The sequence below is a fragment of the Acidovorax sp. FG60 genome, assembly GCF_057808995.1.
On sequence record NZ_JBMDJC010000042.1, the window covers coordinates 1 to 9,464 of the forward strand.

The window sequence follows — 9,464 nt, forward strand, 5'->3', positions numbered from 1 at the left end:
AACACCCCGTCCACCACACAAACGTGGAAGTGGACGTGTTCATTGAGGCTGGAGCACGGATTACCAGGGGCTGTCGCGCAACGACGCCTACTCGCTCATGAGCGTGGCGGGCGATCTGGGCATCACGCAGGTCGTCGACCCGCGGCAAGGTGCGCACATCCGCTTGCCCCGAAGGGCTTTCCGGTCAAGCGCTGACGCGCCGAGGGGCACCTTCCGGCCGATGAAGGTGCCCAAGGGCGGATCGGTGGGATAGCGGTCCCGCCGATCCGCCGGCGCACGCGCAAGGGGACCGGATCGGCCCCGCACGCGGCTCAAATGTTGATGAAGACGGACTTGGTTTCCAGGTAGGCGTCCAGCGCCGTGCGGCCCATGTCGCGGCCCATGCCCGATTGCTTGTAGCCGCCGAAGGGCATACCGGGGTCCAGGGTGCTGTGGCAGTTGACCCAGACCGTGCCGGACTGGATCTTGGGGATCAGGCGGTGGACCTTGGACAGGTTGTTGGACCAGATGCTGGCGCCCAGGCCGTAGGGCGTGTCGTTGGCCCAGGCCGCGACTTCGTCCAGGTCGTCATAGGGCATGGCCACGAGCACGGGGCCGAAGATTTCCTCACGCGTCACGCGGTGGTCGTGCTGTACGCCGGTCATCACCGTGGGCTGCACGAAGTAGCCGCGCTGGCCTGCGCGGCCGCCGCCCACCAGCACCTCGGCGCCCTGGCTGCGGCCGATGTCGATGTAGCCGCAGACGCGCTCCATCTGCTCCTGCGAGACCAGCGGGCCCATCTGGGCACTGGGGTCCAGGCCGTGGCCCAGCGTGAGTTGGCTGGCGTGGTCGGCCACATCGGCGACCACACGGTCGAACATCTTTTTGTGCACGTACAGTCGCGAGCCCGCGCAGCAGACCTGGCCGTGGTTGAAGAAGATGGCATTGGCCGCGCCGGCAGCCGCCGTGGCTGGGTCGCAGTCGTCCAGCACGATCACCGGCGACTTGCCGCCCAGCTCGAGCGTGATGCGCGTCATGTTGTCCATGCAGGCATGGCCGATCAGCTTGCCGACCTCGGTCGAGCCCGTGAAGCTGACCTTGTTGACCAGCGGGTGCGAGACCAGCGGTGCGCCCGTGCTGGGGCCGTCACCCGTGACCACGTTGAACACACCGGGCGGAAAGCCGGCTTCCTGGATCAGCTCGGCCAGCATCAGTGCGGTCAGCGGCGTCTGCTCGGCGGGCTTGAGCACCAGGGTGCAGCCGGCAGCCAGCGCGGGCGCCAGCTTCCAGGTGGCCATGAGCAGGGGGAAGTTCCAGGGCACGACGGCGGCGACCACGCCCACAGGTTCGCGCCGGGTGTAGGTGAACATTTGGGCATCCGGAGCGAAGGGGATGGAGTGCTCGTGCGTCATGCCCTCGATCTTGGTCGCCCAGCCCGCCATGTAGCGGATGGAAGCGATGGCCGTGGCAATGTCCACGGCGCCCGCGATGGCAGCGGACTTGCCGTTGTCCAGCGACTCGACCTCGGCCAGGGCCTGGGCATGGGTTTCCATGAGATCGGCCAGGCGCAGCATCAGGCGTTCGCGCTCGGCGGGGCGCATGCGGCCCCAGGTGCCTTCGTGCAGCGCGCGGTGGGCGGCGCGCACGGCGCGGTCCACATCGACGGGGCCGGCGCTGGCGACCTCGGCGATCACGGCCTCGGTAGCGGGGTTGACCGTGGACAGGCGCTCACCGCTCTGGGCCGCGACCCATTGGCCGTCGATGAAGAGGTCGTGGGTGCGCCGGTTGAGGAAAGCGCTGGCGCGCTCGCTGATCTGGTACTGGATGTCGCTGAGGTTCATGGTTCGCTCCTTGGTGGATGGACAGGGGTTGGGGGGCCGGGGCGGGTCTGGGAGAACAGGGGATTACTTGGGCCGGACCGCGTCGGCCGTGCCCTGGATGAAGGCCTTGATCTTTTCCACGTCGTCCATGCTCAGCTTGCCCGTGAAGTCGGGCATGCCGCGTGCCATGGCCGGGCCCTTGAAGATGAACTTGTCCAGGTGCTCGATGTAGGTCTTGTCCAGGTAGCCGAGGTTGGGCAGGTTGCCGCCCCGGTCCACGCCAGGCACGCCGTGGCAGAAAGCGCAGTTGCTGACATACAGGGCCGTACCCTCGGCCACCAGGTCCTTGTCGTAGGGCACGCCCTGCAGCAGCTTGCCCTGTTGGTAGGCGACGAAGGCCGGCGCCTCGGCCTTGCCGTCCAGCGCAAAGGTGTAGACCGTGCCCGGGCCCTTGCGCTCGGTGTGGCGCGCGGCCAGGCCGTAGGCGCCGCCCCAGCCCACGGCGATGGAGACGTACTGGCGGCCATCGACCTCATAGGTGATGGGGGCTGCCACCACGCCCGTGCCCGTGGGCTTTTCCCAGAGCTTCTTGCCGTTGCGCGCGTCATAGGCCACGAAGCGGCCGTCGGCCGTGCCCTGGAACACCAGGTTGCCCGCCGTGGCCAGCGTGCCGCCGTTCCAGGGCGAGGCATGCTCTACGCGCCAGCGCTCCTTTTGCGCCACCGGGTCCCAGGCGATCAGGCGGCCGAAGGGCGTGCTCTTGGGCGGCTCCATGTTGACCAGCGTGGCCGTGTTCCAGCCGATGTTGCTGTGCGGCTCGGGCAGGGAGCCGCCGTTGAACTTCCAGTTCTTGTTGTCCTGCAGCGTCAGCGGCACATGCTGGGCCGGCAGGTAGGCCAGGCCCGTGTCGGGGCTGTAGGACATGGAATGCCAGTTGTGCGCGCCGAAGGGGCTGGGAATCACGTCGCGCGCGCGGTCGCCGCTGCGCGCCAGCGGCGTTTCGATCGGCCGGCCGTTGGCGTCGTAGCCGCTGGCCCAGTTCACATCGACAAAATTCTTGGCCGAGATGAACTGGCCGTTGGTGCGGTCGATCACAAAGAAGAAGCCGTTCTTGGGCGCATGCAGGATGACCTTGCGCGGCTTGCCGCCCACCTTGATGTCGGCCAGCACCATGGGCTGGGTGGAGGTGAAGTCCCAGCTGTCGCCCGGCGTTTCCTGGTAGTGCCAGACATACTCGCCCGTATCGGGGTTCAGCGCCACGATGCTGGCCAGGTACAGGTTGTCGCCCCCGGCCGGACTGCGTTTGCTCCGCGCCCAGGGCGAGCCGTTGCCCGTGCCGATGTACATGAGGTTGAGCTCGGGGTCGTAGGCCATGGTGTCCCAGGCGGTGCCGCCGCCGCCGGCCTCCCACCACTTGCCGGCCGGGTCCCAGGTCTTGGCGGCCTTGGCCATGGCCTCGTTCTCGAACGGCTTGGACGGATCGCCGGGCACGGTGAACCAGCGCCACTGCTGGGCGCCGGTCTCGGCGTCATAGGCCGTGACATAGCCGCGCACCCCGTACTCGGCGCCGCCGTTGCCGATCACCACCTTGCCCTTGATGACGCGCGGCGCACCCGTGATGGTGTACGAGTAGGCGCGGTCGATGATGGTGTCCTGCTCCCAGACCTTGCGGCCCGTGGCAGCGTCCAGCGCCACCAGGCGGCCGTCGAAGGCGCCCACGAAAACTTTGCCCTTGTAGACGGCCACGCCGCGGTTGACCACGTCGCAGCAACCCTTGAAGCCGTTGGCGCGGTCCACGCCGGGGTCGTAGCTCCACAGGCGCTTGCCGGTGCGCACGTCCACCGCATGCACCACGCTCCAGCTGGCCGTGACGTACATGATGCCGTCTACCACCACGGGCGTGGACTCCACGCCGCGCGTGGATTCCAGGTCATACGACCAGACCAGGCCCAGTCGCTTGACATTGGCGGTGTCCAACTGCTTGAGCCGCGAAAAGCGCGTCTCGCTGTAGTCCATGCCGTAGCTGGGCCAGTCGCGGGACGTGCGGGCGTTGTCGAGGATGCTCTGCGAATCGATGCGCGCCGTGACGGCGCGGATGTGCTCGGGCGAGCCCTTGGTCTGGGCCCAGCCGCTGGCCGGCAGTGCCAGCAGCGTGCTGGCGGCCAGCAGCAGTGCGGGAATGGAACGGGGGGTCATTCGGTGTGTCTCCTGCGTGGTTCGTTCTGCGTTCATGGAGCAGGCCCGCTGGGGCCGGTGACTCCACGGGAGGGGACGATAAAAAAATGCCCCTGCTTGCTCAACATTCGGATTTACCCTAGGCCCAATGTGTGCCGGGGCGGAACAGAACAGGCACCCCCACGCTCCGCCCCGGGCCTGGCGGCGGCGTGTCAGAAGGTGCGGCTCAACGTCAGCCCGGCCGAGACCGAACGGGCGGCGCCGGGCTCGAAGTAGCGCTGGTTTCCCTCGTTGACGATCACCGAACCGGCGTAGCGGCGGTCTTGCAGGTTGTCCCAGCGCACGAAGGCCTGCGTGCGCCATGCCTGCCAGTGCCGTGTCCAGCGCAGGCTGCTGCCCCAGACGGTGTAGGCCGCAGCGCGGTCGGTGTTGAGGTCGTTCACGGGCACCGCACCGCTGTGCAGGACGTCCACCGTCCAGACCCAGGCGGGCGTGACCTGCCAGGCCAGTTCCGCCCACACCCGGCGCGGCGCCACGCCGGGCAGGCGTGTTCCCGGCGCGACCGGCGCGGTGGGTGCGATGCAGGGCGTGCTGTCGCAGGCCAGGAAACCGTCCCGGTAGCGCGCATTGAGCAGCGTCAGCGCGCCGGTGGCGGTCAGCGCTCCCCACTGGGCGTCGCCCGACAGCTCCAGTCCGGTGCGCCGTGTGCGGCCGGCGTTCTGGAAGGTGGCACGGCCGCCGGTGTTGGACAGCACGGTCAGCTCGCGTTCGGTGTGGGTTGCGAACACGGCCAGGCTCCAGCCTGCGTGGCCGTGCCGGCCACGCAGGCCCAGTTCGAGCGTCTCGTGCGCGCTCGCGGCCAGCCCGGTGTTCAGGCCGGCCTGGCCGCCCGGGCGGTAGGCGACCTCGTTGAGCGTCGGGGTTTCAATGCCGCGCCCGACCGAGGCATAGCTTTGCAGCGAGGGCGACAGCGCCAGCCGCAGGCCCAGCATGGGCAACCAGCCGCGCCAGCCCATGGCACCACTGTCGTCCGGGTTGCCGGGCACCACGTAGTGGTCCTCCGATCGGTAGCGCACACGGGCCTGGCGCAGGCCTGCGCTCAGGCTCAGGTCGCGCCGGGTCCACTCGGCTTGCACGTACGGGTCGGTGGCCGTTGCCCGGTTGCGCTCTTGGCGCCGCAGCGCCCCTTGCACGCCGAGCGCGCTGCCGACGAAATTCTGATAGCCGCGCCGCCACTCTCCCTGCCAGTCGTGGGCCAGTCCGGCGGACCAGGCCAGCCGGCCGCCGGCCACGTTGTCGTCAGTGCGGTGCCAGCGCAGGTTCAGGCCGGCGTAGTCGCGGTCGAGGTGGATCACGCCCCCTGCGTGCGATGGCGGTGCCTGCGTCGCGGCCGGGATGGCCTGGAACTGCTGCACGGTGCGCGTACCGCCATAGGCCATCAGTTCCAGGCGCTGCTGGGCGTCCAGCGGGTATTGCCAGGCCAGGCCCAACTGGCGCTGCTGCACGGACTTGCGGGTGTCGAAGCGCAGCGCGTTCGGGGTGGTCTGCGTCGGGTCGGTGTCGAACTCGGCGCGCGTCTGGCCCAGCGGGTCGCGCGCATCAACCTGCTGTTGCTGGTACTGCAGCAGCAGGCGCTGGTCGCCGGCCTGGCGCGAGAGCTTCACATGCAAGGTGCTGCGGTCGCCGGCGGACTGAGGGCGCGGGCCGTCGGTGGCGAAGCGATCGAGATGCAGTGCATAGCGCCAGCCGTCCGGATGTTCACCCACGCGGCCCTGCAACTGGGTCGACAGGCGCCAAAGCCCGTTCGCCCCCACGGCGATGCCGCTGCGCCAGAGCCCGGGCTGTGTGCCATCTTCGGTGTAGAGCAGCAGGGCGCCACCGGCGCCGTTGCCATACAGCACGGCGGCGGGGCCGCGCACCACGTCGACCCGGTCCGCGTTGCCGATGGGGAAGTTGGCGGCCTGGCCCTGGCCGTCCGGCGCACTGGCCGGGATACCGTCCACATAGAGCTTCAGGCCGCGCACACCGAAGGTCGAGCGCGCACCGAATCCCCGCACCGAAATCTGCAGGTCTTGCGCCAGGTTCTGCCGGTTCTGCACGACCAGGCCTGGCACGCGCACCAGTCCCTCGGACAGGAGGATCTGCGCCTGCCCCTCTCGCAGTTGTTCGCCATCGATGCTGTCGACGGTGGCAGGGCTCTGCCAACGCTCCGAACCGACAGGGCTGGCGGTGATGATCACGGGCGCCAACAGGGTTGCGCCGGGGTCGCTGCCGCTGGTGGTGGCAGCGTTGGCGGGCAGGACCTGCAGCGCGCACACCACGGCGGCACAGGCGTTCAGAGGACGGATGTCGGGCATCTGGGGGTTTCTCCGGGGGTAGGCCGCCTGTTGGCGGCCGAGGCTGCAGCGAGGTTACCGAGCGCGCGTGCAGGCATGAATATAGGGGGTTTCCCTAGTGATGGCTTGTGCCGCAACGGAACAAAAATCGCACCCGTTCCGGACCGCCCATGCGCCCTACCATGCCGCCCAACGCGTTGCCCAACCCGTTCTTCAACACCCAGCAAGACCGCGTGGCGCTGGCTCGAGAGCGCTATTTCGAGCAGGGGGAGCGCCCTTCTGGCCTGGTGTCCGAACCGGTCATTCAGTCCTGGAACCGTTGCCTGGGCGCCCGCCGCAGCCCGGACGAAAAGATCGGCTTCGACCCCATCAGCAAGATTCGCATCGCCACGGTGCTGACCAAGAACCGCGCGCTGATCGAGGCCGCTACCGATCCGATCGCCGAGTTGGAAACCGCCATCGCCGGCAGCCAGGCGCGGGTCCTGCTGACCAGCAGCGAGGGTGTGGTGGTGATGGCATCCCGGTCCACCGCAGGTGATGGCCCGCTGCTGCGCTCGGCGGCCCGCGTGGGAGTCAGCATCGGCGAGGCCTCGGTGGGCACGGGTGCGCCCGGCGTGGCGCTCAACACGGGCGAGGTCTGCATCGTTCGCGGCGGTGAGCATTTCTTCCGCTGTCTGGAGGCCTTGCACTGCGCGGCTGCGCCGGTGCGCGATGCCAGTGGCCGCACCGTGGCCATGCTGGATCTGACCAGCGAGATCGGTCCGTTCCGTTTCGACGCTGGCGCCTTGGCGCACATGTATGCCACCTGCATCGAAAACCGGCTGCTCGCCAATGCAGCGCGCTCGCAGTTGATGCTGCGTTTCCAATCCAGCAAAACCATGTTCCATACCCCGCTGGAGGGGCTGGCCGCGGTGGACGAGCACGGGCAGGTGTGCTGGTTCAATGGCGTTGGCGCGCGGCTGTTCGACTGCCCGCGTGTGCCCGAAGCCGGCCTGGAGGCAGAAGCGGTGTTCGGCCTGGACCTGCGCGCGCTGCTGGCGCTGGCCCATGATGGCCGGGCGCAGTTGCAGATGCTGCCATCGGGTCTGACGCTGTGGATGGCCGCGCAGCTGGACGAGCGGGCCGGTCAGCCCGCCGGACCGCTGACCACCGAGCCCGTGACCGTGACCGTGGAGATGCTGACGGGGGTGGACGCTCTGCCCGCCGTCGGCGGCGTGGCGGCCTCCCCTTTGTCATCGCCCTCGCTGGATGAGGCCAATCGCCGCCTGATCGAACAGACGCTGGCCCAGTGCCAGGGCAACGTGTCCCGCGCCGCGCGCCGGCTGGGTGTGTCTCGCGGGCTGTTGTACCGCCGCCTGCGCGAATGGGGCGCGGGCTGAGCAGCGGGGATCGATCCCGCCACCCCTGCCCGGGACGGGCCTGGCGGACGTGGCCGAGCCTTTCAGCGCCTGCGCGCCTGAACCCTGCAGCAGACCGCCGTAGCGTGGGATGATCCCGGCATGAGCGACAAACTCCCGAAAACCCTGAAACTCAAACCCCGCGCCGCAGCGGATTCGCCCGCACCCGCCGCACCGCGCCAGCCCGTTCGGCCTCGTGGGCCTGCGCGGGCTCGCCCGTTGGCGGAGGTGCAGGCCGAACGCGCCGCGCGCGAAGCCGCCTGGGCGGCGGCACGGCCACCTTCGCGCCCTGCGGTCGCTGGCGCCGATGGCGCGGCGCCCCGCCCGCTACAGCGGTCGCGGCCCGCGGCCTCCTCAGGCCCGGCCGGCGCAACCAGCCGGCAAGACCGAGGTGCCCGGCCCGGCCCGGCCCCGCGCCCAGGCCAGACCCGACCACCGCGCCCGCCGGCTGCGGAGCGCTCGCCGGGCGACGGTATCCGCCTCAACAAGCGGCTGGCCGATCTGGGCCTGTGTTCCCGGCGCGAGGCCGACGAATGGATCGAGCGCGGCTGGGTGGAAGTCAACGGCCAGACGGCGCAGATGGGCCAGGCCGTGACCGAGGCCGACCGCATCGACGTGCTGCCCGCCGCCCGGCATCGGCAGGACAGCCGCGTGACCATCCTGCTGCACAAGCCCGTGGGCTACGTGAGCGCGCAGGCCGAAGACGGCCATGAAAGCGCCGCCGTGCTGGTGCAGCCCCGCAACCAGTGGCGCAGCGACCCGCTCATCCGGCGCGGGCCGAGCTGGCAGCCGCAGCACGCGCGCGGCCTGGCGCCGGCCGGCCGGCTCGACATCGACTCCACCGGCCTGCTGGTGCTCACGCAGGACGGCCGCGTCGCCCGCACCCTGATCGGCGAGGATTCCGGCATCGAGAAAGAATACCTGGTGCGGGTGCACTGGGCGCCCAACGGGCCCAAGGGTGCGGACGTGGTCACGCAGGATGTGCAGGCCGTGTTTCCCGCCGAACGTCTGGCCTTGCTGCGCCACGGCCTGCGCCTGGATGACCAGCCGCTCAAGCCGGCACAGGTCGACTGGCAGAACCCCGAGCAGCTGCGCTTTGTGCTCACCGAAGGCAAGAAGCGCCAGATTCGGCGCATGTGCGAACAGGTCGGTCTGCACGTGGTGGGGCTCAAGCGCATCCGCATGGGCCGCATCGTGCTGGGCCACCTGCCGGTGGGCCAGTGGCGCTACCTGCGGCCGGACGAGCGGTTCTGAACCGGGGCCCGGACGGCCCCACCCGAAGCGAGGAAACCCATGTCTGGTGGTGACTGGAAAGAACTGTACGACGCGGCCTGCACCGGGGACGAGGCGCTGGCGCGCTACCACCTCAGTGCCGGGGTGGACCCCAACTACCAGCATCCGGAGGTGATGTGCACGCCGCTGGTGGCGAGCCTGGTCCACGGGCATGACGCCGTGGCCCAACTGCTGCTCGAACACGGTGCCGACCCCAACCTCCGCTCCGACTTCGACGACCTCACGCCCCTGGAGGCCGCGACCCGCCATGGGCGGGCGCCCTTCGTCAAGCGCCTGAAGGCGCTGGGCGCCGAGCCGCGCCGGCCCAAGCCGTTCTGGTGGCGCTGGCTGCCGGTGTGATCACCGGTCCGGGCAGGGCTTGAAACCCGGCCCTGCGCCCATAATTTCGCCCTGGCGCGTGCTGCCTGCCACGGATAGGAAATTCAACCGCATGAGGCCAAGTATGGCACGAGTTTTGGGCCTCG

Annotated in this window: 6 protein-coding genes and 1 pseudogene; 4 read left to right on the top strand and 3 right to left on the bottom strand. The window is 69.5% G+C overall.

The window, feature by feature from the left end; genetic code table 11:
• Positions 1-55: 55 nt before the first annotated feature.
• Positions 56-253 (top strand): annotated as a pseudogene (locus ACODS0_RS27640) (hypothetical protein); the annotation flags it as partial.
• A 58-nt stretch (positions 254-311) separates the two neighbouring features.
• Here ACODS0_RS27640 and ACODS0_RS27645 read toward each other — a convergent pair.
• The 3 genes from ACODS0_RS27645 to ACODS0_RS27655 form a co-directional block, all read right to left on the bottom strand.
• Positions 312-1,820 (bottom strand): aldehyde dehydrogenase family protein, encoded by a 1,509-nt coding sequence (locus ACODS0_RS27645; protein ID WP_488838445.1) that lies wholly within the window; start codon positions 1,818-1,820, stop codon positions 312-314.
• 63 nt (positions 1,821-1,883) lie between these two features.
• Entirely contained in the window at positions 1,884-3,995 is a 2,112-nt protein-coding gene (locus ACODS0_RS27650; protein WP_488838447.1) for a PQQ-dependent dehydrogenase, methanol/ethanol family, read from the bottom strand.
• Positions 3,996-4,186: 191 nt separating this feature from the next.
• Positions 4,187-6,331: a TonB-dependent receptor domain-containing protein gene (locus tag ACODS0_RS27655; RefSeq protein WP_488838449.1), complete on the bottom strand. Its 2,145-nt coding sequence runs from the start codon at positions 6,329-6,331 to the stop codon at positions 4,187-4,189.
• A 149-nt stretch (positions 6,332-6,480) separates the two neighbouring features.
• Here ACODS0_RS27655 and ACODS0_RS27660 point away from each other — a divergent pair, with 149 nt between their 5' ends.
• The 3 genes from ACODS0_RS27660 (at position 6,481) to ACODS0_RS27670 (ending at position 9,339) form a co-directional block, all read left to right on the top strand.
• Positions 6,481-7,689 carry a helix-turn-helix domain-containing protein gene (locus ACODS0_RS27660; RefSeq protein ID WP_059400349.1) on the top strand — a complete coding sequence of 403 codons (1,209 nt, stop codon included), beginning with the start codon at positions 6,481-6,483 and terminating at the stop codon, positions 7,687-7,689.
• Positions 7,690-7,809: 120 nt separating this feature from the next.
• Complete coding sequence (locus tag ACODS0_RS27665; RefSeq protein WP_082136765.1) at positions 7,810-8,961, top strand: pseudouridine synthase; 1,152 nt, start codon at positions 7,810-7,812, stop codon at positions 8,959-8,961.
• Positions 8,962-9,000: 39 nt separating this feature from the next.
• Positions 9,001-9,339, top strand: a complete 339-nt coding sequence (locus tag ACODS0_RS27670; RefSeq protein WP_059400350.1) for an ankyrin repeat domain-containing protein — start codon at positions 9,001-9,003, stop codon at positions 9,337-9,339.
• Positions 9,340-9,464 lie beyond the last annotated feature (125 nt).